Below are 26,221 nucleotides of genomic sequence, written 5' to 3' on the forward strand. Positions count from 1 at the left end.
CTGGAGCGCAAAAACTGCCGGGGTCGTATAAATCGAGAATCGCCAGACCGGCCTCCGAAAGGAGGCCTTTTCTCTTCACCAACCATGGCCCTGCTTCGCAGATGCCTGCTCGATGTCCGCATCCGGCAAGGCGATCCTGATATTTCGCTGCTCGAATGCGGCGTTCTGGCCCGCGACCTCGAAGAACGATCCGGCTTCGCGCTCGACCAGACCGAAGCTCAGGCGCGCCTGAGGAATCCGCTGGCAGGCGCCAGCCATTCGACACCCTCGGCCACCAGCGCAGAGAGCTGATCCGCTTCGCGGAGGAAGAGCAGCTTTTCCTCCTCCAAAAGCAGGCAGGCCACCGCATCCGGCGCATCCACCGTGCGCAGCACGCGCAAGGTGCATCCTCCGATCGCAAGCCGGTCGCCGAACGACGGTGCCGGGCCACGAAGCGCGAGCGTCCATCGCACCGGCCCGGGCGCGGACGCCAACAGCACTGCCGCGTGGGCCTCGTCACCTGAACCCGCATCGATCAGCGCCCATTCGCCGCCTTCACCGCCGACGAAATAGCTGTTGACCAACAAGTCGCCGGTGCGCGCGGTGACCCGCACCACATGGGCTGACAGCCGCATCGCCAGGCCCGGCGTGAGTTCGTAGCGCCCGTGGCACTGCCCATCGGGGTCGATCAGCGAAATTTCCTCGTAGGCGGGCTCGCCGGGATTCACCGGCCTGCGGCCGCCCGGACCCTCCGCGATGCGCGGCATCACGAGACGGACCTCGCTCAACCCCCGCGCGTGTTCCATGCAATCCAGCGCAGTGGGGAACGTCGCGAGCTGTTCCAGGATGCGCCGCTGCACATTCATCAGCCGTAGCCCCCGGGCCGGATCCAGCGCCTCGACAGGCCGGAGCCAGAGGTGCTCGACCGTTTCCCTTCCATCGGGGCGCGCGCTTTGCGCGGTCGGCGCGAGTGCCACGAAGAAGCGTGTGTCGAAGCGGCGCGGCATGCCGGGCGGCGTCAGCCAGTGGCTGAAGTACGCCAGCTGATCGACAGCCAGGCGCCAGCCGTGGCGCTCGCAGAGCCGCAACATGGCATCGCCGCCCTCTTCGACCGTCGCACGGAGCCCGTCGACTTCTGCGGGCGGCAGGTCATCGAGCGCGACAGGCCGACCGTCGGTGCCCGTGACGAAGAGCAGCCCGGCTTCCTCGAAGCATTCGCGGACCGCGGCAGCGTAGTAGTCGAGGCCGTTCGCCGGGATCGCGAGCCGCGAGCTCGCGGCCACGTCGTCCACGCCGGCGCAGAGCGCATGCAGCGCGCGATCGTTCGCATCGATCGTGCCGCCGGGAAAAACGGCGGCACCGCTGTTCTGGTCGGCCTCCTTCTCGGCGCGGCGCAGCATCAGCACCTCCATGCCGGCCGGGCCGTCACGCAGAACGATCAGGGTGGCGGCGGTGCGCACAGGGCGGACGGGTGCCGCCGCAGGGGAATTCGAGGAAATGGACATGGTTGCGAACCGTTTTACCAGCAAGACGCCGGGCGCCACGTCGCGGCCATGACGATCCGCGCGCGGTTCGATTCATCGTTTTCCCTAACTCGAACTTCGCTGGTTTGCAAGAGCCGTTTTGAGGAGGTTTTCAACCACAAGTTGTTTCAGACTCGCCGGCAGGAAAGCGGGGATGCCGTGGTTAAGAAGATTCGGCTCAATGATGAGCAATGGAATACGTTACACGCGCTCTACGAAGCGCACACCCAGAAGTTGCCAACCGATGCGATCAAGGTGTCCGAGCGCCTCCGGTCGAACGGACTGGTGACCTCCGACCGCCAGGGATGCATGTTCCTCACGGAGCAGGGATTGCGGCGCCTCAGCCAGGGCCGCTGAGCATCAGTCCGCGAGTTGAAGGCCCTTGCGGTTGACGCTCTCGACGATCTCTCTCACCGAATTCCGCCCCAGCCTCGACAGCACGAAGAGTTTGCGCGCCGGGACGCGCGTGACGTCTCGAACCGTGTGGAGTTGGTTCAGCCGCAGCACATTGGTCGTGCGCAGCGACAGATCGAGAATGGCAATGTCAGCGTCCAGAACCGGGTGCGCGGCCGGGGCGGCAGTGACGGGGTCGTGGCGATGATTCATGTCGAGGTCTCCTGAAGCAATGCCCGAAACCTGCACACTCCGTGCCATCGCCACATGCCACTGACTTTGCTGGCTCTTCATTGGGCGAACCCGGTCAATCGCCTGATTTCAGAACAAGTCGATTGATCGATGTTCAGACAACTGCATGGTTTTTAGTCAGGGTTAACCAGCGGATTTGACTTCCAGTGCGTTGTCGACCGAAACCACACCTTTCACCGACTTGGCGATATCGCCAGCGCGCGCCTTCGCCTCTTCGCTCGGCGCCGGCCCCGTCAGCCGCACCGCGCCATTGCGGGTCTCGACGTCGATGCGCGAGACGCTCAGGTCCGGGTCCCTGGCCAGCGCTGCGGACACCGCCAGCGTTACGCCGGCGTCGTCGGTGGTCGCGATCGTCGCTGCCCCGAGGTTCTTGATGGCGTCCTTGGCGGCGATCGCGTCCTGCTTCACTTCGGGCGAAGTCACGAAAGCCTTCGTCTTGTCACGAGCGATTTCCGCCATTTCCGCGGCCTTGTTGCCTGCTGCGGCCGCGGTCTTCCCGACCTGATCGACCGCAGCGTCCACCTGCCGCTTCGAGGACTCGTCGGCCGCACGGTCGGTGCACGCCGCCGCTCCCAGAACACATGCCGTGATCGCTGCGATTCGCAAAAACGTCGGCATACGGATGCAATCTTTATCCAGCATTCAATGACCTCCTTTTGAAGCCGAGCCAGTGAGGCCCTCGCTTCAATTTAGGCCGAACGGAAATCGCGCCTCGTGGCGCGACACCCCGAGCGCGTGTAGGCCAGCGACGTAGCCCGAATTCATCAATTTTTTACATCCCGCATGATGAAAGCTGATGAAATCTGGTTGCCTACTGTTACACGCAGATTTTGCAAATAAGAAGGAAGTTAACGGCGGACTCGTCACTGGGCAATACGGATGTAACCGCAACCTATGGATAAAAAAACATCGGGAAAGGATTTGCAAGAAAGCTTGTGGGGTAGGAAGGGTCCCACGTACAAACACGGGTTTTCTTAATCTCGAGGCCTTTTTTGTGAAAACGATGGAGAAAAGCTCTCTTTTGTTGCTTATTGCAGCAGGGACGATTGCAGGATGTGGAGGTGGGGGTAGTGGCAGTGGCATCGGCGCACTGGCCGGAACCAGCGCAGGCACTGGAACAGTAGCTTCGTCCAGTGTGGACGGAACATCGTCGCTGGTAGCAGATGGCACCACGGTCGGCGGCGTATCCAGCAATAGCGGCAATCAGGCGCCCTCAGGGACCACTTTTTTGGCCATTGAAGGCGATAGGTTCACGGTCCCTGCGAACACCGTCGTCTATTACGGGGCCGACAGCCGCTGGATCCAGAAAACCGTCAGTGGCACGGGAACCTGCTCCAATGCGTTCTTCGGCTCCGATCCGGCAGTCGGCGTCACGAAATCCTGCGTGGTAGCGACGTCGGCTCCCGCCCCGGCTCCGGCTCCGGCTCCGGCTCCGGCTCCGGCTCCGGCTCCGGCTCCGGCTCCGGCACCCGCTCCAGCACCGGCACCCGCGCCAGTTGCGGGGACGACCTTGGCCATTGAAGGAGGCACCTTCACGGTCCCTGCGAACACCGTCGTCAGCTATGGGGCCGACAGCCGCTGGATCCAGAAAACGGTCAGTGGCACGGGAACCTGCTCCAACGCGTTCTTCGGCTCCGATCCGGCAAGCGGCGTCACGAAATCCTGCGTGGTAGCAACGTCGGCACCCGCCCCGGCTCCAGCCCCGGCTCCGGCACCCGCACCCGCACCCGCACCCGCGCCAGTTGCGGGGACGACCTTGGCCATCGAAGGAGGCACCTTCACGGTCCCTGCGAACACCGTCGTCAGCTATGGGGCCGACAGCCGCTGGATCCAGAAAACTGTCAGTGGCACGGGAACCTGCTCCAATGCGTTCTTCGGCTCCGATCCGGCAAGCGGCGTCACGAAATCCTGCGTGGTAGCAACGTCGGCACCGGCACCGGCACCGGCACCGGCACCGGCACCAGCTCCGGCACCTGCCCCAGCCGCTCCGGCTCCAGCACCCGCTCCGGCCGTGTCCGGCGATATCGTGGACAGCAACCTGAACATCGTCCCCGCGCAGTACGACGCCATGGCCAAGACGATGAAGACGGACATGAACGCGGCCATCTCCTACCGCTATGGTCCGGACGCCATCTCGTATGGCACGGCCAATGCGGGAGGCACGCTCTACAAGCGGACCGACACCAAGCTCACCAATCCCCCGCGGGACGCGAACTTCTTCTGGTCCGTCGGTGGCCCACCGCTCAGCAACCCCGGCTCCTATTCGACCAACCAGTCCAACCTCGCCTATGTGGCCGACGATCCGACGCAGCGCGTGGGCGTGACCGACTTCCAGGTCTCGGGCTACATGTACAACGTCTTCGCCCAGCTGCCCCAGCTGAGCTGGACGCGCGGCGGCATCGACAGCCTCAATGTGCTGAAGTACACCCAGCCCAGCGCCTCGAACGCGCCGGTCGCCGTCGCCCGCTGCGCCGGCCGCTCCGGCTTCTGCAACGAGAGCCTGGTCGTGTTCCAGAACGGCATCATCGGCACGGCCGGCAGCAACACCACCAACAACAGTGCGAACGTCCAACTCCCGGCCAACAAGGTGCCCACCGGCATCGCGGTGACCAACAACAACGAGTTCGCACTCGTCACGGTGTGGGATACGACCACGCGCAAGGGCCAGGTGGCGGTAGTGGCGCTGGCCGGCTTGTGCGACGGTTGTTATGTGGACAACCCCTCAGGCTGGTATGACTGGTGGAACGAGTGGATGGGCGTCTATCCGGGCATTCCCAATGTCGGCAACATCGCCTTCATGAAGATCCTCGGCTACGTCGACCTGCCTGGCATGGCGGCGCCGACCGAGATCGCCACCACCACCGGGCTGGACCAGTTCTTCACGGTCTCACTCAATGGCTACTTCCTCGGCCGCGTCAACTCGCCGCTGACGACCTACTGGAAGAACTTCGCCGCCGGCGGCAGCGCCCAATACTTCTCTGCGAAGGGCGGCGTGGCCGTGGTGATCTCCAAGTCGGAGCAGAAGGCTGCCTTTATCGATCTGAAGCCGCTGTTCAGCTACTTCAACGGCAAGTACTTCAGCGCGAGCGTGACGGAGACCACCAACCTCGGACAGGCTGCGAACCAGTGGCCCTACACCTTCGATAACACGCCTGCGCAGATGCCGACAGTGGCCAAGGTGGTGTCGCTGAACGCACGCCCGACAGCCGTGAAGACGACGGTCCTCGAGCGCTACAACCCGCGCGCCTGGATCGCCACCCAGGACGGCACGCTGCATATCTTCAGCCTCACCGACTACGCGCCGGGGCCGTCAGCCGCCACTCCGTCGCCCAACTCGATTGCCGAGGTGGGCACCGTCACCGGCATCGGGCGCAACCCGACCTCGCTGGCCACCTCCAAGGGTGAACCTGGTGCCAGCATCGAGCCGCTCAACGAACAGGTGATCGTGGGCTCGCGCGGTGACAACAAGATCTCGTGGGTGCGCTTCGCCAGCAACCACAACAGCGGCAGTGTGGTGCGCACCATCCAGCACAAGGAGATCAAGGACCTGATCGCGGTGGAGGACTCGGACAACTTCGCCAACGACGGCTACGTGATGAGCGCGCTCGACTACGCCGGCAAGAAGGTCCACAACTATCGCTACGGTCCGGTGATCTTCAATGCCGACGGGGGCGCATGCCCACCGCCGAATGGCTGCCCGGTCCAGCCTGCGGGAGCCGTGGCCGAATACGGTGGCGCCATGACGCTGCCCGGCAAGCCCTTCCAGTTGGGCACCGCGAACGTGCCCTGACCTCCGCCTCGTTCTTACGAGAGTTCAACAGCCCGCCCAGTGCGGGCTGTTTTTTTGCCCTACGCGCCGGCGGGCGCCGCCGACAACAGATGCTCAAGCATCCGACGCGCGTTCAGCGCCAGATCATCTTCACGGCGAACGCACGCCAGCAGACAACGTGCCGCCCACGCATCGGCGATGGCGATCCGGCCGATCTTCATCGAGGCGGCGCAGCGGTCCGCCGCCGCCCGGGGAACGATGCCGACGCCCACACCCTTCTCGACCATGCGGCAGACGGCCTCGAAGCTACGCACGCGCACGCGGAAGAACAGGCGCCGGCCCAGTCGCCTGGCCTGCATCGCGACCAGTTCCTGCAAGGGGCTCCCCTGCCCCAGCCCGACGAACTCGCAATCGAGGATTTCATTCAGCGCGATCCGGCGGCGCCGCGAAAGCGCATGGCCACGCGGCACAACCAGCAGCAGGTCGTCGCGCCGGAACACGAAATGCCGCAGCCCTTCCACATCGGCCGCATCCGACACGATGCCGATGTCGCAATGCCCAGCGCGCACCGCGTCCACGATCTCGGCGCTGGGGCGTTCCTCCAGGTCGACCGAGACACGGGGATGTGCCACCAGGAAGCTGCTCAGCACATCAGGCAGATGCTCGGTGATGGCAGAGGTGTTGCACAGCATCCGGACATGGCCCTGCAGGCCGGCGCCGTATGCGCCCAGTTCACCGCGCATGCGCTCGATCTGTTCCAGCACCACTCGCGCGTGGTGCATCAGGGTGCGGCCGGCCTCGGTGGGGGTCACGCCCTGCTTGGCGCGCAACAGCAGCGGCGCGCCCAGCGACTCCTCCATCCCGATCACCCGCTGGCTGGCGGAGGCCAGCGTCATGTGCGTCCGCGCAGCGCCACCGGTGATGGTTCCGCTCTCGATGATGTGGACGAACAGCCGAAGGTCGGTCAGATCGAATCGCATGGCCCGCAAGGTAGCACGCCATCCTCAGGCCACGCCTGAGGCTCAATGTGCAAGATCCCGATTTTCCGGCGACGCATGCATGGCCACACTGGCGCCATGCCCTCGATCCCCTACTCGCACAATGCTTCTCTCTGGCTGCTGGTCGCCGCAGTGTTCACACTGGCCGGCGTGGTCAAGGGCGTGATCGGTCTCGGCCTTCCGACGCTGTCGATGGCATTGCTTGCGCTGTGGATGCCGCCGGCCGAAGCGGCGGCCCTTCTCATCGTGCCTTCGCTCGTGACGAACGTCTGGCAATTGAGACCTTGGCCTACCGTGGGCCCGATCGCGCGCCGCCTGGGTGCCATGCAACTTGGCATCGTGGGCGGGACCTTCGCAGGGGCATGGTGGCTCGGTGCACCGCACGGTGTCTGGCCGGTAGTCGCGCTCGGCCTGGCGTTGACGGCTTATGCGGCCTGGGGCCTCACGGGCCGAACCCTGCACGCGCCGCCTCAGAGCGAGCACTGGCTGGGTCCGCTGACCGGCGCCGTCACTGGTGCTCTGACCGCGGTCACCGGCGTCTTCGTGCTGCCTGCGGTGGTCTACCTGCAAGCACTCGGGTTGTCCCGCGATGCGCTCGTCCAGGCAATGGGACTTTCGTTCACCGTGTCGACCGTGGCATTGGGACTCGCGCTGGCCGGCCAGAACGCCTTCTCGACGCCCCTCGCAGCTGCATCGATAGCCATGCTGATCCCCACCATGTTGGGGATGGCTGCGGGCCAGCGGATCCGGTCGCTGCTGTCTTTGGTGCTCTTTCGTCGCTGCTTCTTCGCGGGGCTCGCGATGCTTGGCATCTATATGGTGATGCGGGAACTCCAAAGGTGAGACTTTGTTCGCACTGCGCCGGTACATGCGCTCTGGACCGGCGCGGTTGAGCTTCCTAGCATTCGTCGAACAACGACCGCTGACCCCATGAGCTCCATCGATCTGGGCATCGCCCATTTCCTGAACCCGAAGTGGAAGACAGACGGCTCGCGATCGTCGCCCTGCTCGCCGCGGCGTGCCTCGCCGCCGCGACTTCGGTGTATCTCTCGCATGTGCTGCCCGCGCGCCCGCGCCCCCTGGTCGACCCGGACGTGGCCTTCGTGCTGCCTTACGGCATGGAGCGGAGCGGGTGGGAGCGCATCAGCTCCATGCCGAGCGACCACGCCGCCATGTATTTCGCACTGGCCGGCGAGTTGTGCTTCGCATCGCGCTTCTGGGGTGCGCTGGCACTGGTCTACGGCGCGCTTTTCATCTGTTTTCCGCGTGCCTACCTGGGGCTGCACTTTCCGTCCGATCTCGCGGCGGGAGCAGCCATCGGCCTTGCCTTCGCATGGTTGATGCAACGGGAATTCATGCGGTCGCGCGTCTGGCAACCGCTTCTTCACTGGGAGGCGGCCAAGCCCCACATCTTCTATCCGCCGATGCTCCTGCTCACCAGCATCATCGGCGGCCTGTTCCACGATGCCCGCGCGATTGTGCACATGCTGGCGATCACACTGCCGAACGGCTGAGTGCGCGCGTTCGCCTCCGGCGCCGCTCTCAGAGACAATGCGAACCACCCCGTCGTGTAGGCTCAAGACGTCACAGATTGTTGAATCTTGTCCACCGAGCCATGGTCCGCGACGTTTCACCCTTGATGGGCAGCTTTTGCCCGATTCGGAGATTTCTGTGAGCTTCTTTGGCTCTGCATTTGCCAGACTGGCGACTTCCGCGGCTATTGCAGCAGCCGCTCTTTCGGCCGCCGCGGTGGCCCATGCGGAAGTGAATTTCTCGGTTGGCGTTGGTGGCCCTGTCTACTACGAACCGGCGCCCGCCTACGTTGCCCCGCCGCCGGTGTACTACCAGCCCGCACCGCCGGCCTACTACCAGCCGCCGCCTCCCGTCTATTACCCGGCCCCGCCGGCGTACTACCGCCCGCCGCCGCCCGCCTACTATGGCCCGCCCCCCGGTTACTACGGCCAGTCGGGCGGTTCCCGCCCTCGCTTGAGCGACATGCAGCAACGTGCACTCGACAATTGCTCGCTGTTGGCACCGAACGAGCAACGCAGGTGCCGCGCCACCGTGATGTCGACCACGCGTTGACCAGCGCGAATCGGCCGATCGAGATATGGCGCCAAAATGGCGCCGAAAATTAAACCAAAGTTTTAATTCTTACTAGAATGTTTCACTCCTGGGAGAAAGGAGCGAAACATGAGAGTGCTCGTATCGGCCTTGGTCGGGATCGCGCTTTTCGTCGGCTGCCTTGTCGTGTGGTGGTTCTACTTTCCGGTCTGGAAGGTCGAGACCAGCGTGCGCAAGCAACTCCCGGATGGCTTCGCGACCTTCTCGGGCGTCAAGTACAACCGCACCACGGGCGCCGGCTGCGGCTACGTCAACGTGGGAACCCGACCGGGGCTGCCGCGTGGCACAACGCACTTCATCCTGCTCGCGGACGGCAGCCTGAAGTTCGACCCGGATGACCGCGTGACCGGCACGACGCTCCAGCAGCTCGAGGCGCTGCGCAAGCACACGGACTATCTGGCCTTGGTGTACGCGCGCTGCGCATGACCTTTTTCAACTACTCGTAGTTCTTGCCGGTACGCATCAGCTCCGGCGTGCCGATGACCTCGTTCAGGGCGTCGAAGTCCAGCATCTGCGATCGCCATGGCTGCGTGGTGCGATGCGTGTGCAGGCTGCCGTAGTAGCCCTGCAGCGTGTGCACAACCGCCCGCGCCGTACCGCCCGGGAAGATCGCAATCCGGAAGCCGTGAGCCTGCAACGCATCTGCGTCCTGGATGGGCGTTTTGCCGCCTTCGACCATGTTGGCCAAGAGCGGAATGCGATCCGCGAAGCGCTTGCAGGCCGCGTCCATCTGCTCGGGTGAACGCAATGCCTCGATGAAGAGCGCATCCACCCCAGCCTCGAAATAGGCCTCGGCACGATCGAGCGCCGCATCCAGCCCCTCGACCGCCACGGCGTCGGTGCGCGCAAGGATCAGCGTGTCGCTTGAAGCTCGCGCATCGAGTGCGGCCCTGAGCTTGCCGACCATCTCGCGCACCGGTACCACCGCCTTGCCGTCGAGGTGACCGCATCTCTTCGGAAAGGTCTGGTCCTCGATCTGCACCATCGCCGCGCCGGCGCGCTCGAAGCCGCGCACGGTGCGCTGGGTGTTGAGCGCGTTGCCGAAGCCGGTGTCCGCATCGACGATGACAGGGATGCTCACGCGCTCGGTGATTCGCGCGAGGGTGTCGGCGACTTCGGTGAAGGTGGTGAGGCCGATGTCCGAGCGGCCCAGTCGCGTGTAGGCGATCGATGCGCCGGAAAGGTAGAGCGCCTCGAACCCGCTCTGCTCGGCGACGAGCGCGCTCAGCGCGTCGTAGACGCCAGGCGCGAGAACGATGTCTTTCGACGCGAGACGCGCCTTGAATGTCTTGTCGGTCATTTCATGACTCCCCTGAAGAAACGAGCGCCGCAGCGGTGCGCGCAGCGATATAGCCACCGGCCACGGCACTCAGCAGTCCGTTGCCCGAGAGATAACCCCACACGGCGTCGCCCGATACGCCTCCGGCCGCACCGCCTGCGGCGAGCAGGTTGGCGAAGGTCGAGCCATTGGCACGCAGCACGCGCATGTCGTCCGTGGTGTCGAGTCCGCCTTGGGTGTGGAACAGTGCGCCGGTCACCTTCACCGCGTAGTACGGCGCATCAAGACCGCGCGAGAAAACGCGGCCATCGGGTTGCGGTGCCTTCTCGCGCAACGCCAAAAGCGTCCCCGCGAGGACGGTCTCATCACACCCGATGCAGGCCGCCAGATCAGCAACCGTTTCGCAACGCCGCAGCGCTCCGGCAGCCTCCGCATCGCAGAAATCCGGAAAGCCGCGCGCGAGTTCGAGAAGCGGCGCATCGAACACATTCCATGCGATGCCGCCGGGCTGCGCGAGCACGTGCACCGCCGCTTCGGAATAACCCTGCGTCTCGTCGTGAAACCGCCGGCCGTCGCGATTGATCTGCACGCCGCCTTCCATGATGACTGCCCACGACATCAGTGCGCCCTGCGGTGTCACCCACGAGCCGTGCCCCTGATAGCCGCCCAGATCGCGCAGCCGCGCGCCCAGCGTCTCACCCCACAGGATCGCGCTGCCATCGTTGCCGACATGGCCACCGAAAGTCGCCTCGGCCATCTCGGGCAGCAGCTCGCGCACCATCGAGGCGTTGCCGCCAAAGCCGTTGCAGGCCAGCAGCAGCACATCGCACCCCAGCGTCTCGCGGTGGCCGTCCGGCCGCCGGTATTCGATGCCGATCACGCGGTCGTCCGAGTTCACGACCAGCGTGTCGACGACCGCCTGCGTCAGCACCGGAATGCCCGCCGTTTCGCCTGCCGACTGCAGGCGCGCCATCAGCGCGGCACCTGTCTTCTGCGGCAACGCATGCATGCGGTGCACGCTGTGACCCGGATAGAGAAAGCCGTCGAGCAGGATCCAGTCGAGCCCGTGCCGCTCCTGGAGTGCGTCCAGCGCCGGGCCGACCGCTTTCGAATAGGCATCGACCAGCACCTGCGAGGCGCGTCCGTGCGCCTTCGACTGGATGTCCGCCGCGAAGCGTTCGGCGCTGTCGTCGGTCACGCCATGCTCACGCTGCACGCGCGTACCGGGCGCGGGGATGAACCCTGAAGACAGCGCCGTCGATCCGCTCGGCACCGCGTCACGTTCGAGCACCACGCATTCGATGCCCGCATCGGCAAGCATCAAAGCCGCGGTGAGTCCGCACGCGCCCCCGCCGACGATCGCCACAGGCACCTGCGCATCGGCATCGATGACTTGCGCACGCCGGATCCGGCGCGAAGGTCCGTCGGTCATCGTCAACCCAGCGACTGGATGAAGGCCGCGCAGTCGGTGACCTCGGCCACATTGCGCATGTCGGCAAGCGACGTCTGGTGCCGCTCTTCGCCGAACGCTGCGCAACCATCTGACAGCACCAGCGTGCGGTAGTCGCGCATGTGCGCATCGCGTACCGTGCTCGCCACGCCGCCGTTGGTCACGATGCCGCAGACCGCGACGGTGTCGATGCCGGCGCGTCGCAGAACCCAATCAAGCTGCGTGTTGAAGAAGGCGGAATAGGCGACCTTGCAGACGGCCACATCGACCAACCCAGCGAGCGCATCGACGTTGGCCTGCCCCCAGCTTCCGGGCGCGAAGTCGCCCTTCTTCAGATACGGCCTGAGCGCCTTGAGATGCGGCGAGACCATCGGCTCGCCCGATGCGTCCGGCCACAGCGTGAACTGGCTTGCGACCACCATGCCGCCCCGAGCCCTCATCGCACGCGCCACCTCCGCCACCCGTGCGGGCAGGAGGAGTGCCGGCGGATTGCGGTCGCCGCCCCGCGCATACGCGCCCTTCGGGTCGAGGAAATCGTTCTGCAGATCGATGATGACCAGCGCGCTCTTCGCGCCGACGATGGGTTCGCCGGCACTCATGACAGCCTCACCAGCAGGTTGCCGTGCGCGTCGACCTCGGCGTGGAAGCCGGGTTCGAGCCACACGGTGGTGTCAGGTTGTTCGAGGATCGCGGGACCATCGATGCGCGTTCCGACCGGCAATTCGAGCCGCGCGTAGCGCACCGCGTCGTGCCAACTGCCCTCATGAAAGACACGCTGCGTGCCGAGCGGCGCGACGCTGCCCTTTCCTTCCGGCGCAAGCACCGCAAGATCGAACTTGGGCCGCACGCCGATACGCGCATAGCGAAGGTTCATCACGCGGATCGGAATGCCATCGAGCACACGCCCGAAGGCCGCGGCGTAGGCTGCCTCGAAAGCCGAGCGGATCGAATCGACCGTCAACGGCTTGCTGCGCGCATCCGGCAGTTCGACCGGCAGGGTGTGCGTCTGCCCCGCATAGAGCATGTCGAGCGCGATCACCTCGCGCACTGCGTCGAAACGCACGCCCGCCGAATCGAGTCGGCGCTGGCACGCCGCTGCAAGCTCATCGATGCGCCGCTGCAGGTCGGCCACATCGACTTCGGTGAGAGGCCGGTTGATGGTCTGCACCGCGTCATGCCGCATGTCCGCGATCACGCAGCCCAGCGCCGATGTGACGCCCGGATAGCGCGGCACGATGCCCGTGCCCACGCCGACCTCGCGCATCATCGCGCACACATGCAGCGCACCGCCGCCGCCGAAGGGCATGTAGGCGAAGCGTCGCGGATCATGGCCGCGCTCGATCGACACCAGCCGGATAGCGCCCGCCATGCGCGCATTCGCCACGGTGAGGATCGCCTCCGCCGCCGCATGCACGTCGAGCCCGAGCGGCCGGGCGACGTGTTCTTCGATGGCCTGTCGTGATTTCTCCGCATCCAGCGCTGCAAGCAGCCCGCCACCGAGAGGCCGGTCCGCTGCGATGCGACCCAGCAGCACGTTGGCATCGGTCACCGTCGGCCGCATGTTGCCGCGCCCATAGCAGGCCGGTCCGGGGATGCTGCCCGCCGATTCGGGGCCGACCTGGAGCATGCCGCTCGCATCCACCGATGCGATGGAGCCGCCGCCCGCGCCGATCGTCTCGATCTGGATCATCGGCGAGCGGATCACCATGCCGAACTCGATCGCGGTCTGTGCCGCCAGCGCCGCTTCGCCATCAGCGACCAGCGACACGTCGAAGGAGGTGCCGCCCATGTCGCCGGTGATCGCATTCGGATAGCCCGCCGCGCGCGCGATAGCCGCGCAGGCGATCACACCTGCTGCGGGACCGGATAGTGCAGTACGCACCGGCAGGTCGCTCGCTGTCTGCCGCGACATCACGCCGCCGTTGCTCTGCACCACCAGCAGTTCGCCGCCGAAGCCTTGCGCGCGCAGGTCGGATTCGAGCCGCTCCAGATAGCCACCGACCACCGGCTGAAGCGAGGCATTGAGCGTCGCGGTCGAGCAGCGCTCGAACTCGCGGATTTCGGGGAGCACTTCGCTCGCCGAGGTGACATGTGCGTTGGGCCAGAGCTCGCGCACTGCCTCGACCGCGCGCCGTTCGTTCTCCGGATTGGCGTAGGTGTTGATGAAGAAGACGCACACCGCATCACAGCCCGCATCGCGCAGCGCACGCGCCTCGGCGCGCACCTGGTCGAGATCGACCTCGGTGTGCAGCGTTCCGTCGGCCAGCACGCGCTCGTCGACTTCGCGGCGCAGGTCGCGCGGCACCACCGGCGTGAAGCTGCCACGCAGGCCCCAGGTCTGCGGGCGGTCGCGACGGCGCATCTCCAGCACATCGCGGAAGCCGCGCGTGGTGATGATGCCGGTGCGTGCCACCTTGCGTTCGAGCAATGCGTTCGTGCCGACGGTGGTGCCGTGCACGATGGTCGCGATCGCGGCGGCCGAATCGGCAACGCGCGCCACGCCGTTCATGAAGCCGCGCGCTTCTTCGCCGCGCGTGGAGGGCACCTTGACGATGCGCGCGGTGCCGCTCGCTTCGTCCAGCACGAACAGATCGGTGAAGGTGCCGCCGACATCGACGCCGACGACGAGAGATTGCTGTTTCGAAGTCATTCGGATGCTTTCCTGCCGGCGTTCGCGCCAGTGGTTACGTAGCCCATCGCGCGGTCGCGGTCGCGCTCTTCGGGCTGCCGCTCTGCCGCGCTGCCCCACCCGCCGCCGCCGGGGGTTTCGAGGCGCACTCGCTCGCCGCGCACCAGGCGAATGCCGCGCATCTTCGACACCATCGGTGGCTCGTGCCACGCGCCTTCGTTTTCGTAGCGGAAGACGTTGACCGCGCCCGAGCCCCCGCCCGCGATGCCCTTGGGCGGCGAGGTGCCGCGTTCGCCGAAGACGAACACCTCGGCATCCTTCTCTAGCAGCTCAATCTCATAGACCGCACCGAGTCCGCCGCGATGCTGGCCCTCGCCACCCGAGTCCGCGCGCAGCGACCATTCGGTGAAACGCACCGGATAGGCCGCTTCGAGGATCTCCAGCGGCGGAATCGTCGCGGTGGAGATCGGCGCATTGCCGTGCGACAACCCGTCACCCGACGCATGTCCGCCATGCCCACCGCCGAAGAAGCTGAACATCACCCAGCGCTGGCCTTCGCGACCCGCGTCGCTGCGCAGGCCGGCGATCGAAAGCGCATTGATGGTGCCGTAGGCCTGCGCCACCGCGCGCTTCGGGTCTGCCTTTGCGGCGGCGCTGAAGATCACGTCGATCATCCGCAGGATCGTCTCGGTGTAGCCACCCACCGGCCGTGGCCGCTCGGCGCTGATGACGAGGCGATCGGGCAGCACGAAATCGACCGCATCGAGCACGCCGGCATTCGCAGGCACATCGGGGAAGAGGTGCTTGAGCGCCACGTAGCAGGCCGCGATCGCAGTTGCACGCGAAATGTTCACCGGCCCCGCGCATTGCGGCGAGGTGCGCGAAAAGTCGAGCAGCAGGCGGTCGCCGGCAACGGTCATGTCCAGCGCGATCGTCAGCGGCTCGGGCGTGATGCCGTCGTTGTCCAGCACGTCCTCGAAGCTGTAGCGACCATCCGGCAGCGATGCGATGTGCGAGCGCATCAGCCGCAGCGCGCGGCTGCGCAGTTCGCCGAGGGCCTGCAGCACGAGATCGTCGCCGTATTCGTCGAGCAGACCGTCGAGCCGCTTGGCGCCCAGTTCCAGCGCGGCGAGTTGGCCGTTGAGGTCACCCCAGAGGCTGTCGGGCAGCCGCGTGTTGGCTTGCAGGATCGCGAGCACGTCGCGATCGAGAACACCATTGCGCACGATGCGCACCGGCGGGATCTGCACTGCTTCCTGCCAGCACTCGGTCGCGGCCGGGTTGTAGTTGCCCGGTACCGCGCCGCCGACGTCGTGCCAGTGCGCCGCCGATGCCATGTAGCAGTAGAGCTTGCCGTTGCGGAAGAAGGGCCGCACCAGCTTGAAGTCGTTGGCATGCGTGCCACCGTCGTAGGCGTCGTTGCTGATCCAGATGTCGCCGTCCTGCATGCCGCCACGGCCATCATCGCGGGACTGGGCCGCCTTCGCCGTCGCGCGCACGGCGAAGGCCATCGCGCCGACGAACACCGGCAGGCCTGATTTGCCCTGCACCAGCGTGTCGCCGGTGATGGCGTCGTAGAGGCCGTGGCAGGCGTCGTGCGCCTCGGCAATGATGGGATTGAACGCGCTGCGGTAGAGCGTGGCATCCATTTCATCGGCCACCTGTTCGAGCCGGCCGCGAAGCACGGCGAGCGTCACGGGGTCGATCGCTGGGGCGTGGGAGGGATCAGGCATGACTTGCTTTCTTGCCAGCACGCTGGCGTAGCTGGTTCAACAGTCCGCCTGCGCGGACCATGTCCATGAGGAACGAAGGCACCGCGTCGCATTCGAGGCGCGTGCCATCGGGTGCGATCACGACGGGTGTCGAGGCGTCGGCGTCGATCCCGATGCGGTCGCCTTCGAGCAGCACTTCGGCCTTCGGGCAGGTCAGAAGGAGCAGACCGAGGTTGAATGCGTTGCGGAAGAAAAGCCCGCTGTAGGCCGGTGCGATCACGGCAGCGACGCCGAGCTTCACCAGCACGGCGGCGGCCTGTTCGCGCGATGAACCGATACCGAAGTTCGGGCCTGCCACGATCACGTCGCCCGGCTGCACCTCGCGCGCGAACTCGGGGCGAATGGCCTCCAGGCAGTGCGTGGCGATGATGTCGATGCCATGCTTCATGGCATGCCCGGGCGCGAGGGCGTCGGTGTCGATGTCGGCGCCGAGGCGCCATACGCGATGCTTTGTCGGCGCGGTCATGCGAGCACCTCCCGCGGATCGGCAACGCTACCGCGCAGTGCGGCCGTCGCGACGGTATAGGGCGAGCCCAGATACACCTGCGCGGTCGGTGAACCCATGCGCCCCTTGAAGTTGCGCGCCGTCGTGGAGATGACGGTCACGTCGTCGCCCATCGGGTCACCGTAGCCGGAGCACGCGCCGCATGCGGTCGGAAACAACTCCGCGCCCGCATCAGTCAGTGCCTGCAGCACGCCCTCCTCCTGCGCGAGCTTCTGGTCGCGCACACTGGCGGGCGCCACCATCAACCGCACGCCTTTCGCGACCTTGCGACCGCGCAGCACCTGGGCGGCCGCCCGAAGGTCTTCCAGCTTCGCTCCGGTGCATGCGCCGATGTAGGCGATGTCAATTGGCATGCCGGCGAAGCGGCTCACGCCATGGGAATTGGCCGGGCTGTGCGGTGCGGCGATGTGCGGCTCCAGCGTGCTCGCGTTGAAGCGATGGCGCGTGAACTCCGCGTCGTCATCGGTGAACCATGGCCGGGTGTCGACATGCGGAACGCCCGCGCCAGCGAGGAACGCAGCGGTGGTCGCATCGGGTGCAATCAAACCTGCCTGTGCGCCGAGCTCCGCGCTCATGTTCGACAGCGTCATGCGTTCCTGCATCGAAAGTGCCATCACTGCCGGCCCGCAGAACTCCACTGCCTGGTAGCGGCCGCCGTTCATGCCGAAGCGGCCGATCATGTGAAGCATCATGTCCTTGGCGGTCACGCCCTTCGGGAGTGCACCGTCCCACCACATCTGGATGGTCTCGGGCACGCGCAGCCAGATCTCGCCGCTGACCACCACGCCGAGCATCTCGGTGCTGCCCACGCCGAACATGTACGCACCGAAGGCGCCGCCGGTCGGCGAATGCGAATCGCCGCCCACGCACATCATCCCGGGACGGATGTGGCCATGCTGCGGCACCACCACGTGGCAGATGCCCTGGCTGTCGTAGACATGCGGCAGCTGCTGATCGCGTGCCCATTCGCGCGCAATGCGCACGATGCGGCGCGAATCGTCGTCGCGCTCGGGCACGTAGTGGTCCATCACGAGCACAACACGCGAGCGGTCCCAGATCTCGGCGCCGATTTCCTCCAGCATCGGCTTGAGCCGACGCGGGCCGGACGAGTCGTGGAACATTGCCAGATCGACAGCGCAGTTGACGATCTCGCCGACGGCAACGCTGTCGCGACCGCTCGAGCGAGCGATCAGCTTCTGCGCCAATGTCTGGGCGGAGGCCATCGAGTTCATTCCGGTTTCGCTCCAGAGAACTTCACCACCTTCGCCCAGCGCGTGATCTCGCTCTGCACAAAGGGCGCGAACTGCTCGGGCGAATTGCCGACCGGGATCGCACCTTCGGCATCCAGCCGTTTGTGCATCTCGGGCGTGCCGATCGCCTGGCGCGCCGCGTCACTGATCTTGCGCGCCAACTCAGGCTTCATGCGGCCCGGCCCGAAGAGACCGAACCACGCGCTGGACTCATAGCCCGGCAGCACTTCGGCGATCGCCATCACATCGGGGAACTGCGGCAACCGCTTGGCGGTGGTCACGCCCAGCGCCTTGAGCTTGCCGGCCTGGATGTGCGCCTGCGCATTGCCCACCGCCGCGAACATCAGTTGCACCTGGCCTGCGAGCACGTCCTGCACCGCCGGCGCCGTGCCCTTGTACGGAATGTTGACGATGTCCACGCCCGACTGCATCTTGAAGGCCTCGCCCGCCATGTGCAGCGACGAGCCGACCGAGCCGATCGCGAAGTTGAGCTGCCCCGGCTTGGCCTTCGCGAGTGCGATCAGTTCCTTCACGTTGTTCGCAGGCAGCGAGGGATGCGCGACGAGGATCGACGGCGAAGTCGCCACCAGCGTGAGCGGGGTGAAGTCCTTGACCGGATCGAAAGGCAGCGACGGATAGAGCGTCGCGTTGATCGCATGGCTGGTGAAGCTCATCAGCAGCGTGTTGCCGTCCGGCGGCGCCTTGGCGACGAGCTCGGCTGCGATGTTGCCGCCGGCGCCCGGGCGGTTCTCGACGATCACCGGGCGGCCAAGCGCTGGGGCCATGCTGGCGGCCAGCGTGCGCGCCAGCGTGTCGGTGGAGCCACCGGCAGGCGCCCCCACGAGGATGCGCACCGGCACGCCGCCGATCTGCGCACGAGCGCTCGCGGCCAGCGCAAGCGCGGCCGAGGAAATGAGAATGTCTCGACGTTTCATGTTGTCTCCCGTATCGATGAAATGCGCGATTGCGACGGCCGTCAGAGGCCCAGGTACGCGCGCCGAAGTTCGTCGCTGCCCAGCAGTTCCTGCGGCAACCCTGAGAAGCGGACGCTTCCGTTTTCGAGCACATAGGCCCGGTCGGCGATCTCCAGCGACTGGCCGACGTTCTGCTCGACCAGCAGCACTGCGAGGCCGTCCTCGCGAAGCTGGCGGATGAGCGAGAACATCTCTTCGACCAGCAGTGGCGAGAGGCCCAGCGAAGGCTCGTCGAGGATCAGCAGCACCGGCTCGGCCATCAGCCCGCGACCGATGGCGAGCATCTGCTGTTCGCCGCCGCTCATGGTGCCGGCCGCCTGGCCAATGCGTTCCTTGAGACGCGGGAAGATGCCGAACACCTTGTCGAGGTTGCTTGCGCGGCGCTCGCGTGCCCGCGTGAAGGAGCCGAGTTCGAGGTTCTCCAGCACGCTGAGATTCGGGAACACCTTGCGGCCTTCGGGCACCTGGATCAGTCCGGCCTTCACCACCTCGCGGTAGTGCGCGCCGCTCAGGTCCTGGCCGTCGAAGTGCACCGAACCACTCCAGGCTGGGCAGAGACCGCAGATCATTTTGTTGAGCGTGGACTTGCCAGCGCCATTGCTGCCGAGCAGCGCCACCATTTCGCCCGCGTTCACGCGCAGGTCCACGCCGCGCAGCACTTCAACGCGTCCATAGCCGCCGCGCAGGTTCTGGATGTCGAGCAGCGTCGTCATGCCGTGACCTCCTGCGGCGCATTGACGCCAGCCTTGCGCAGACGCGCCGCGGTGCCGTGGCCCAGGTAGGCCTCGACCACCTTGTCGTTAGAGGTGACCTGCGCCGGGCTGCCTTCGGCGATCAACTGGCCTTGCGCCAGCACCCAGACATGCTCGGCAAGATTCATCACCGCCTGCATCACGTGTTCGATCATCAGCACGGTCACGCCACCATCGGCGATGCCGCGCACCACCGGCATCATCTCGGCGATCTCCTGCGGGTTGAGTCCGGCGAGCACTTCGTCGAGCAGCAGCAGGCGCGGCTGCGTCGCGAGTGCGCGCGCGAGTTCGAGGCGCTTGCGCCCAGCGACGGTGAGATCGGATGCCGGCTTGTCGAGTTGCGGCGCGAGGCCGACGCGCACAGCGACTTCCTCCGCACGCTGGAGCGCCTCGCCGCGGGCCTTCACGTGCAGGTGCGCACCGACGGCGATGTTCTCGCGCACCGTCTGCGCCGCGAACGGCTTCACGATCTGGAAGGTGCGCGTCATGCCGAGCAACGCGTTGCGATGCGGCTCGCGCCCGGTGATGTCCTGCCCAGCGAAGCGCACCGTGCCGGTGTCCGGCTTGAGAAAGCCCGACATCAGCGCGAAGAGCGTGGTCTTGCCAGCGCCGTTCGGGCCAATCAGCGCAGTCAGGCTGCCTTCGCGCACGGACAGGCTCACGTTCTGCACCGCCTTCAGCCCGCCGAAGGACCGCGAGATGCCGTCGAGCACCAGGAGAGGATCAGCCACGATGGCCTCCCTTCCCTGCCCAGAGCTGCCGCACCGACAACCCGATGCCCGCGATGCCGCGTGGCAGGAAGATCACGATCAGCACCAGCACCACGCCGTAGATCACCATGTTGATGCCCGGCAGTTCGCCGAACAGATTGCGCGTGAAGTCCGACAGCACATGGAGTGCCGCCGCGCCGAGCACCGGCCCCCACAGCGTGCCCATTCCGCCGACGATGGCCGCAACCAGTGCTTCGACGGAAGTGGTCGAGCCATAGGCGATGCCCGGATCGATGTACTGGAACACCTGCACGTAGAACGCCCCCGCCGCGCCCATGAAGGCGCCCGAAATGGCGATGGCCACGAGCTTGACGCGGAACGGGTCGACACCGACGGCGCGCGCGGCATCCTCGTTGTCGCGCACCGCCTGCAGGTAGGCACCGAAGCGACTGTTGCGCAGCCACCAGGTGACCAGCAGCGCCGCGATGACGAAGCCCAGCACAACCCACAGGTAGCCGGCGCGCGAAGCGAATTGGAGATTGCCTGCCGACTCGCGCAGCGGCACCATCAATCCGACGCCACCGCCAGTGAAGTTCACCGACAGCGCGACGATCCGGAACACCTCCGCGAAAGCCAATGTGACCAGCGCAAAGTACGAGCCCTTGAGCCCGTAGCGGAACGTCAGCGCCCCGACGAAGAGGCCAACGAGTGCACTGCCAACAACCGCCATCGGCAGCGCGACCCACGCGTTGATGCCACCCTGGAGCTGCGCAATCGCCTGGATGTACGCACCGGTGCCGAAGAACAGCGCATGCCCGAAGGAGAACTGCCCACCAAAGCCGCCGAGGATGTTCCAGGCCTGCGCGATCAATGTGGCATAGAGCGCCATCATCACGAAGTTGAGTGCCACGCCCGATGAAGTCACGAGTGGCAGACAGGCCACCAACACTGCAAAGACCGCGATACCGGCCAGATGCCGCGCACCGGAATTCGATACGTTCGAAACGCTCATGCCCGCGCTCCGAACATGCCCTGCGGCCGGAACAGCACCACGCCGATGAAGATCGCGAAGATGCCGATCTGCCCCAGCGATTCACCGAGGTACAGGCCGCCGAGAGACTCGACCACGCCGACGAGGAAGCCACCGACCAGCGCGCCGACGAAGCTGCCCATGCCGCCCAACACCACGATGGTGAAGGCCACCAGCACGAAGCCGCCGCCCACCTGCGGGTTCACGTAGTAGGCCGGCAGCAGGAAGCAGGCTGCGGCACCGAGGCATGCGAGCCCGATGCCGAAGCTCATCGCGTAGACATGGTCCACGTCGATGCCCATGAGCTTCGCGCCCTCCTTCTCCTTGGCGACCGCGCGGATCGCGCGTCCGAGGTCGGTGCGGCCCATGATCCAGAACAGCACCGCGGACACCACCAGAGCGCCAGCGAAAGCCACCAGCTTGGGCACGGCGATCATTGCCGGACCGATGGCAACTGTGGAGAGCGAATAGGCAGTGTCGATGTTGCGCGTGTCGGACTTGAAGAACAGCAGCGCCAGGTTCTCCATCACGATCGCAATGCCGAGCGTCGCAAGCAGGATGTTCTCGTCCTTGCCGTGCCCCGCACGATTGATGACGATTCGCTGCAATCCGTAGCCGAGCGCGAACATGCCGGGCACCACGATCGGCAGTGCCAGGTATGGGTCGATGCCCAGCCGTTCCTTGAGGAAGTACACCGCGTACAGCGCCAGCATCAGGCAGGCGCCGTGCGCGAAGTTGATGATGTGCAGGACGCCGTAGATCAGCGTGAGCCCCAGCGCGATCAGTGCGTAGACCGCGCCGGTCGTCAGCCCGTTGAGGACCGACGGAAAGAGAATGCCGAAATCGAACATCCTGTGAGCCGGCTCAAGCTGCGCGCAGCGGGAACACCGGTTCCACTTCGCGGTAGTCGCGCGGGATGATGACCTTGATGTCGTTCTTCACGACCTGCGTCATCAACGGCTGGGCCCCTTCGTTCTGCCCGTTGACGAACTTCGTCGGACCGTACGGCATGATGTGATTCGAGAAGGTGCTCTTCTCGAGCGCATCGATGATCGCGGCGCGGTCGCTCGACTTGGCGCGCTCCAGCGCATCGGCCAGCAGCATCATCGAGGTGTAGGTCATGAAGACCTCGTAGCTGAAGAACTGGTCCTTGGCCTCGACCCGCTTGCGCAGTTCCTGCGAGCGCTTGTCCTTCGGGTTGAACCAGTGGTTGCAGTCGATGATGCCGTTGGCCGCGTCCGGGAACTCCTTGACGAACTTGTAGCTCGACGCGGCGCCGCCCAGCACCGAGAAGATCGCCTTCGGCTGCACCTTCTGCTGCTGCATGGTGCGCACCAGCAGTGCGTATTCGTTGTAGTAGTTGGCCGGGATCACGATGTCCGGGTTCACGGACTTCATGCGCAGCACGATGTTGTTGAAGTCGCGCGTGGGGTTCGCGTGCTTCACCACTTCCTTCACTTCGAAGCCGTAGCCGGGCAGCTCGCGCGATAGCAGCTGCGCAGTGCCGGTGCCGAAGAGCGACTCCTCGTGGATGATCATCACCGTCTTCGCCGGGCTGCCCGCTGCCTTGTTGAGCACCAGCAGGTTCGCCATCGCGACTTCCGTCGACTTCTTGTAGCCGGGGCCGAAGCGGAAGGTGTTCTTCAGTCCGCGCTCGACGATCTGGTCGGCCACGCCGACATCGACCACATGCGGCAGGTTGTACTTTGCGGCAGCCTGCGTGGTAGCCAGGCAGATCGCCGAGGCGAACGCGCCGACGATGGCGGAGACACCCGCCTCGTTCATCTTCTCGACCTCGGCCGCGCCGGCCTGCGGCTGCGATTGCGCGTCGCCGAGCATTGCCTCGATCTTCGCGCCGCCCAGCGACTTGATGCCACCGGCCTGGTTGATGTCGTCGATGGCTAGTTGCGCGCCGAGCCGGCATTGCTGCCCCGAATAGGCCAGCGCCCCGGTCACGGGATGCAGCACGCCGACGCGCACCGGCTTGGGCTGCGCGCCCCCGATCAGCGGGAAGGCAAGCGACGTGCCGAGGGCGGCGGTCTGCGACAGGAAGCGACGGCGGTTTTCCATGGGGACTCCTCGTTGTGAATCGTGGTGAATCGGTGATGGCGGGCTAAGTGAACTGCGCCCCGAGCTCTTTGCTCACCCACACCTTGGCGTCGATGCCGCCCACGCGGGACAACTGCATCTCGTAGGTGTAGCGATCGGGCCGGTACAGGCCGTGCAGCCACTGCACAGGCCTTTCGTTGATGTCGTAGACCAGCCGACGCACGGCCAGCAGCGCAGACCCGACGGAAACGTCGAGGTGCTGCGCCAGCGCCGCATCGGCGAGCTTGGCGGTGATGGTCTGGTGCGCCCTGCCGACCTGCACGCCGGCTTCTTCGAGCAGCACGAGGATCGGCTTGCGGGCGAGCTCGCGTCGGCCGAAGCGGCGCGCGACCTCGGCAGGCACGTAGGTGGTGATGTGCGACAGCGGCCCCTCGCGCGTGGAACGCACGCGGACGGCCTTCTGGACCGCGTCACCGGGATTGAGTTGCAGCGCCGCGGCGACGCTGACCGAGGCGGTGACGGTCTGCACGTCGATCACCTTGACCGAGGTGCGCAGGCCCATGCTGACGAGGTTTTCGAGCAGGCCACCGAGATTGGCGCGCTGCACGTCGTGCGCGCCTTGCTCGATGGAAACAGGAGGCCTGCCGATGGGGCGAGTGCCGCGGCCCGGCTCGCGCGAGATCAGCCCTTCGGCTGCCATCTTCTCGAGCGCACGTCGCACCGTGACGCGGGCGACGCCGAACTCTTCCATCAGCGCGAACTCGCCGGGCAGTCCGTCGATGAACCGGCCTTCAGCCAACTGCTCGCACAGCAACAGATAAATCTGGTGGTACTTCGGCAGCGGCATCTGGGACATGGGGCCCGATGGTTGCGTCGTTCTCTTGTCCCGTCAATAGGACATTTGAGGCCGATATGTACGCCCCATATGAGGGAAAACACGCCCCCTTGCGGGGCGCTCCGGACTGCCGGCTACTTGATCGGAAAGCGCTTGAGCATGCTGCGCCCGAGCGACGTGATCTCGGAAACGATCGCTGCGGGCTGCTCGAAGCCGTCAAGCGTGCGCACCGGCTTCGGGATCGATGCCTTGATGTGACCGGCCAGGCTCAACACCCGCACGGCGTCGACCTGGTCGCCGCCGGTGACCGCAATGGGCAGCTGCTGGGCCGCCAGACGATGGAGAAGAATCATTGCCACGCGCGAAGTATGCCGCCTGCCCAAGAGGAACCTGCTTAAATCGAGCCATTGACACCACCCCGTTGCTCATGCAGATCCAGGACGCCGTTACCAGCCGCCACTCCATCCGCTCCTTCCTGCCGACGCCGGTGGATCCGGAGGTTCTCCGCAGGGTTCTCACGCAGGCTGCACGCGCACCGTCCGGGGGAAATCTTCAGCCGTGGCACATCGACGTGGTGACCGGCGACGCCCTCGCCGCCCTCCGGGCGCAGATGCGTCGCAACCTCATGGAAGGCCGCGAGCCCGAACCCACCGAGTACGACATCTATCCGCCCAACCTGCGCTCGCCCTGGCGCGACCGGCGCTTCCAGGTCGGGGAGGCGATGTACGCGCGCCTGGGCATCCCGCGCGAAGACAAGGCGGCGCGTCGTCGCTGGTTCGCCAACAACTTCGATTTCTTCGGTGCGCCGGTGGCGCTCTTCTGCTCGGTCGATCGCTCGATGGGACCTCCGCAGTGGTCCGACCTCGGCATGTACCTGCAGACCGTGATGCTGCTCCTGCGTGCGGAGGGCCTCGACAGTTGCGCGCAGGAATGCTGGGCGATCTACCCCGTGACCATCGGCAAGGCGATCGAGCTGCCGCCCGAGCGCATGTTGTTCTGCGGGATGGCGATCGGCCACCGCAACCCGGAACATCCGGTGAACGGCCTCGTGAGCGACCGCGCGCCTGCCGAAGAATGGCTGCGCTTCAGGGGCGCCTGAAGCGACCGGCGCCTGTCAGCGCGGGTCGCTGAACACTGGCGCGCGGCGTTCGATGTTGGCGCGCACCGCCTCGGCCTGATTGGGGCTGCCGATCAGCGCCTTCTGCTCGACCGATTCGGCCAGCAGCAGCTCGGTCGCGCTGTGGCCCATGGCGGCGTTGAGCAGTCGTTTTCCGGCGCGGATCGCATCCGGGCTCTTCTGCGCGATCTCGTGCGCCATCGCCAGGGCCTCGGCCAACGGGTCGGCCGACACGCGCGTCGCGAAGCCGAGCTTTACCGCTTCTTCGCCCGAGAAGATCCGTCCGGTGTAGGTGAGCTCGCGCACAACGTCGTTGCGTGCCAGCTCGCGCATCAGCACCATGCCTCCCATGTCGGGCACGAGGCCCCACTTGATCTCCATGACCGACAACTTCGTGTCCGCCGCGATCAGCCGCAGGTCCGCGCCGAGCGCAACCTGCAAGCCGCCGCCGAAGGCCACGCCATGCACTGCGGCGATCACGGGCACCGGCACTTCGCGCCAGACCATCGCGACATACTGCGCGGCGTTGGAAATGCCGTGGGTGCGGTCGGTCAGGTCCTTGCCGGACGAACCGTCGCCCACGATGTTCGCGGCGTTGCCTTGCATGCGCTCGAACGACTGCATGTCCAGTCCGGCGCAGAAGGCCTTGCCCCGCCCCGTGAGCACCACCGCGCGCACGCTCGCGTCGTCGCGCAGGCGGCTGCCGGCATCGATGAGCGCATCGAACATGGCCGGGTCGAGCGCGTTCATCTTGTCGGCGCGGTTCAGGTGAAGCTCGACCACGCCGTCGGCGTGGCGGATGGATTCGATGCGGTCGTTCATGCGGTGTCT

The 26,221-nt window shown here is 65.9% G+C and carries 28 protein-coding genes; 7 read left to right on the top strand and 21 right to left on the bottom strand.

Features of this window, described 5'->3' with window-relative positions:
• Positions 1 to 75: 75 nt before the first annotated feature.
• Both FHW64_RS05390 and FHW64_RS05395 read right to left on the bottom strand, forming a co-directional pair.
• Positions 76 to 258 carry a hypothetical protein gene (locus tag FHW64_RS05390; RefSeq protein WP_184523744.1) on the bottom strand — a complete coding sequence of 61 codons (183 nt, stop codon included), beginning with the start codon at positions 256 to 258 and terminating at the stop codon, positions 76 to 78.
• Positions 219 to 1,484 carry an NUDIX domain-containing protein gene (locus FHW64_RS05395; protein WP_184523746.1) on the bottom strand — a complete coding sequence of 422 codons (1,266 nt, stop codon included), beginning with the start codon at positions 1,482 to 1,484 and terminating at the stop codon, positions 219 to 221. The genes FHW64_RS05390 and FHW64_RS05395 overlap by 40 nt, the downstream gene beginning before the upstream one ends.
• A gap of 48 nt (positions 1,485 to 1,532) precedes the next feature.
• Between FHW64_RS05395 and FHW64_RS05400 the strand changes: the two genes are divergently transcribed.
• Positions 1,533 to 1,859, top strand: coding sequence for a hypothetical protein (locus tag FHW64_RS05400; protein ID WP_184523748.1), 327 nt, complete (start codon positions 1,533 to 1,535; stop codon positions 1,857 to 1,859).
• A 3-nt stretch (positions 1,860 to 1,862) separates the two neighbouring features.
• Here FHW64_RS05400 and FHW64_RS05405 read toward each other — a convergent pair whose 3' ends face one another.
• Both FHW64_RS05405 and FHW64_RS05410 read right to left on the bottom strand, forming a co-directional pair.
• Positions 1,863 to 2,189, bottom strand: a complete 327-nt coding sequence (locus tag FHW64_RS05405) for a DNA-directed RNA polymerase subunit alpha C-terminal domain-containing protein (protein ID WP_184523750.1) — start codon at positions 2,187 to 2,189, stop codon at positions 1,863 to 1,865.
• 81 nt (positions 2,190 to 2,270) lie between these two features.
• Positions 2,271 to 2,789, bottom strand: coding sequence for a BON domain-containing protein (locus FHW64_RS05410; protein ID WP_260303653.1), 519 nt, complete (start codon positions 2,787 to 2,789; stop codon positions 2,271 to 2,273).
• A gap of 868 nt (positions 2,790 to 3,657) precedes the next feature.
• On the opposite strand from FHW64_RS05410, the gene FHW64_RS05415 reads away from it, so the two are divergent.
• Positions 3,658 to 5,937 carry a hypothetical protein gene (locus FHW64_RS05415; protein WP_184523751.1) on the top strand — a complete coding sequence of 760 codons (2,280 nt, stop codon included), beginning with the start codon at positions 3,658 to 3,660 and terminating at the stop codon, positions 5,935 to 5,937.
• Between the two features lie 59 nt (positions 5,938 to 5,996).
• Here the strand turns inward: FHW64_RS05415 and FHW64_RS05420 are convergent, their stop codons facing one another.
• Positions 5,997 to 6,896 (bottom strand): LysR substrate-binding domain-containing protein, encoded by a 900-nt coding sequence (locus FHW64_RS05420; protein WP_184523752.1) that lies wholly within the window; start codon positions 6,894 to 6,896, stop codon positions 5,997 to 5,999.
• 96 nt (positions 6,897 to 6,992) lie between these two features.
• On the opposite strand from FHW64_RS05420, the gene FHW64_RS05425 reads away from it, so the two are divergent.
• The 4 genes from FHW64_RS05425 to FHW64_RS05440 all read left to right on the top strand — a co-directional run bounded on the left by FHW64_RS05425 (position 6,993) and on the right by FHW64_RS05440 (position 9,464).
• Complete coding sequence (locus FHW64_RS05425) at positions 6,993 to 7,757, top strand: sulfite exporter TauE/SafE family protein (protein ID WP_184524290.1); 765 nt, start codon at positions 6,993 to 6,995, stop codon at positions 7,755 to 7,757.
• Positions 7,758 to 7,888: 131 nt separating this feature from the next.
• Positions 7,889 to 8,428, top strand: coding sequence for a phosphatase PAP2 family protein (locus FHW64_RS05430; RefSeq protein ID WP_184523753.1), 540 nt, complete (start codon positions 7,889 to 7,891; stop codon positions 8,426 to 8,428).
• Between the two features lie 250 nt (positions 8,429 to 8,678).
• A complete protein-coding gene (locus tag FHW64_RS05435; protein WP_184524326.1) occupies positions 8,679 to 8,999 on the top strand; it encodes a hypothetical protein in 321 nt (106 codons plus the stop codon).
• A gap of 108 nt (positions 9,000 to 9,107) precedes the next feature.
• Positions 9,108 to 9,464 (top strand): hypothetical protein, encoded by a 357-nt coding sequence (locus FHW64_RS05440; RefSeq protein ID WP_184523755.1) that lies wholly within the window; start codon positions 9,108 to 9,110, stop codon positions 9,462 to 9,464.
• Positions 9,465 to 9,474: 10 nt separating this feature from the next.
• Here the strand turns inward: FHW64_RS05440 and FHW64_RS05445 are convergent, their stop codons facing one another.
• The 15 genes from FHW64_RS05445 to FHW64_RS05515 form a co-directional block, all read right to left on the bottom strand.
• Positions 9,475 to 10,338, bottom strand: coding sequence for an oxaloacetate decarboxylase (locus FHW64_RS05445; protein WP_184523757.1), 864 nt, complete (start codon positions 10,336 to 10,338; stop codon positions 9,475 to 9,477).
• 1 nt (position 10,339) lies between these two features.
• A complete protein-coding gene (locus FHW64_RS05450; RefSeq protein WP_184523759.1) occupies positions 10,340 to 11,749 on the bottom strand; it encodes an FAD-dependent oxidoreductase in 1,410 nt (469 codons plus the stop codon).
• Positions 11,750 to 11,751: 2 nt separating this feature from the next.
• Positions 11,752 to 12,366, bottom strand: coding sequence for a cysteine hydrolase family protein (locus FHW64_RS05455; protein ID WP_184523761.1), 615 nt, complete (start codon positions 12,364 to 12,366; stop codon positions 11,752 to 11,754).
• On the bottom strand, positions 12,363 to 14,417 hold the full coding sequence (locus FHW64_RS05460; RefSeq protein ID WP_184523763.1) for a hydantoinase/oxoprolinase family protein: 2,055 nt from the start codon (positions 14,415 to 14,417) through the stop codon (positions 12,363 to 12,365). The genes FHW64_RS05455 and FHW64_RS05460 overlap by 4 nt, the downstream gene beginning before the upstream one ends.
• A complete protein-coding gene (locus FHW64_RS05465; protein ID WP_184523765.1) occupies positions 14,414 to 16,129 on the bottom strand; it encodes a hydantoinase B/oxoprolinase family protein in 1,716 nt (571 codons plus the stop codon). Before FHW64_RS05465 ends, FHW64_RS05460 begins: the two co-directional genes overlap by 4 nt.
• Complete coding sequence (locus FHW64_RS05470) at positions 16,122 to 16,634, bottom strand: 3-isopropylmalate dehydratase (RefSeq protein ID WP_184523767.1); 513 nt, start codon at positions 16,632 to 16,634, stop codon at positions 16,122 to 16,124. Before FHW64_RS05470 ends, FHW64_RS05465 begins: the two co-directional genes overlap by 8 nt.
• The gene (locus FHW64_RS05475) at positions 16,631 to 17,896 is read right to left on the bottom strand and encodes a 3-isopropylmalate dehydratase large subunit (protein ID WP_409350602.1); all 1,266 of its coding nucleotides are present in this window, start codon (positions 17,894 to 17,896) and stop codon (positions 16,631 to 16,633) included. The genes FHW64_RS05470 and FHW64_RS05475 overlap by 4 nt, the downstream gene beginning before the upstream one ends.
• 5 nt (positions 17,897 to 17,901) lie before the next feature.
• A complete protein-coding gene (locus FHW64_RS05480) occupies positions 17,902 to 18,858 on the bottom strand; it encodes a tripartite tricarboxylate transporter substrate binding protein (protein ID WP_184523771.1) in 957 nt (318 codons plus the stop codon).
• A 41-nt stretch (positions 18,859 to 18,899) separates the two neighbouring features.
• Positions 18,900 to 19,610: an ABC transporter ATP-binding protein gene (locus tag FHW64_RS05485; RefSeq protein ID WP_184523773.1), complete on the bottom strand. Its 711-nt coding sequence runs from the start codon at positions 19,608 to 19,610 to the stop codon at positions 18,900 to 18,902.
• A complete protein-coding gene (locus tag FHW64_RS05490) occupies positions 19,607 to 20,380 on the bottom strand; it encodes an ABC transporter ATP-binding protein (protein ID WP_184523775.1) in 774 nt (257 codons plus the stop codon). The genes FHW64_RS05485 and FHW64_RS05490 overlap by 4 nt, the downstream gene beginning before the upstream one ends.
• Complete coding sequence (locus tag FHW64_RS05495; RefSeq protein ID WP_184523777.1) at positions 20,373 to 21,371, bottom strand: branched-chain amino acid ABC transporter permease; 999 nt, start codon at positions 21,369 to 21,371, stop codon at positions 20,373 to 20,375. Before FHW64_RS05495 ends, FHW64_RS05490 begins: the two co-directional genes overlap by 8 nt.
• Positions 21,368 to 22,240 carry a branched-chain amino acid ABC transporter permease gene (locus tag FHW64_RS05500; protein ID WP_184523779.1) on the bottom strand — a complete coding sequence of 291 codons (873 nt, stop codon included), beginning with the start codon at positions 22,238 to 22,240 and terminating at the stop codon, positions 21,368 to 21,370. The genes FHW64_RS05495 and FHW64_RS05500 overlap by 4 nt, the downstream gene beginning before the upstream one ends.
• A gap of 13 nt (positions 22,241 to 22,253) precedes the next feature.
• Complete coding sequence (locus FHW64_RS05505) at positions 22,254 to 23,459, bottom strand: ABC transporter substrate-binding protein (RefSeq protein ID WP_184523781.1); 1,206 nt, start codon at positions 23,457 to 23,459, stop codon at positions 22,254 to 22,256.
• 43 nt (positions 23,460 to 23,502) lie between these two features.
• Positions 23,503 to 24,294, bottom strand: coding sequence for a GntR family transcriptional regulator (locus tag FHW64_RS05510; protein WP_260303654.1), 792 nt, complete (start codon positions 24,292 to 24,294; stop codon positions 23,503 to 23,505).
• Positions 24,295 to 24,407: 113 nt separating this feature from the next.
• Positions 24,408 to 24,626, bottom strand: a complete 219-nt coding sequence (locus tag FHW64_RS05515; protein ID WP_184523783.1) for a hypothetical protein — start codon at positions 24,624 to 24,626, stop codon at positions 24,408 to 24,410.
• 74 nt (positions 24,627 to 24,700) lie between these two features.
• Between FHW64_RS05515 and FHW64_RS05520 the strand changes: the two genes are divergently transcribed.
• On the top strand, positions 24,701 to 25,372 hold the full coding sequence (locus tag FHW64_RS05520; protein ID WP_184523785.1) for a nitroreductase: 672 nt from the start codon (positions 24,701 to 24,703) through the stop codon (positions 25,370 to 25,372).
• Positions 25,373 to 25,387: 15 nt separating this feature from the next.
• Here FHW64_RS05520 and FHW64_RS05525 read toward each other — a convergent pair whose 3' ends face one another.
• The gene (locus FHW64_RS05525; protein ID WP_184523787.1) at positions 25,388 to 26,212 is read right to left on the bottom strand and encodes a crotonase/enoyl-CoA hydratase family protein; all 825 of its coding nucleotides are present in this window, start codon (positions 26,210 to 26,212) and stop codon (positions 25,388 to 25,390) included.
• Positions 26,213 to 26,221 lie beyond the last annotated feature (9 nt).

This window comes from Variovorax sp. Sphag1AA (assembly GCF_014192575.1).
Classification (GTDB): domain Bacteria; phylum Pseudomonadota; class Gammaproteobacteria; order Burkholderiales; family Burkholderiaceae_C; genus Variovorax.